The organism is Pseudoalteromonas sp. S3178 (assembly GCF_005886985.1).
Lineage (GTDB): Bacteria > Pseudomonadota > Gammaproteobacteria > Enterobacterales > Alteromonadaceae > Pseudoalteromonas > Pseudoalteromonas carrageenovora.
On record NZ_PNCW01000569.1, the window covers coordinates 1 to 345 of the forward strand.

Consider the following 345-nt stretch of genomic DNA (forward strand, 5'->3'; position numbering starts at 1 on the left):
TATACCTGCCAATATGTGGCTAGCTCAAACCTTGGAAAATATTTATGACTGAACACTTTCCATCAAAAATTGGTTTAAGTCAGCAATTCAGTTGCAGTTACCTGCCTGAGCAACAAGAACAATTACTCGTTATTTTAGACCAAAACTGTTACTCACCAGAGCATTTTGAAGGGTTATTAGAGCTTGGCTTTAGACGAAGTGGTGATCAAATCTATCGACCACATTGTCCCAAATGCAATGCATGTGAATCATTACGACTCCCAGTACAACAGTTTAATGCGTCAAAGTCGCAAAAACGAAAGTGGAATAAACTGTCAGATGAATTTCGCATCGAGATAAACCAAC

Annotated in this window: 1 pseudogene; it reads left to right on the top strand. The window is 38.6% G+C overall.

The features are described from left to right. Positions 1-44: 44 nt before the first annotated feature. Positions 45-345, top strand: a pseudogene (locus CWC11_RS22255) (arginyltransferase); the annotation flags it as partial.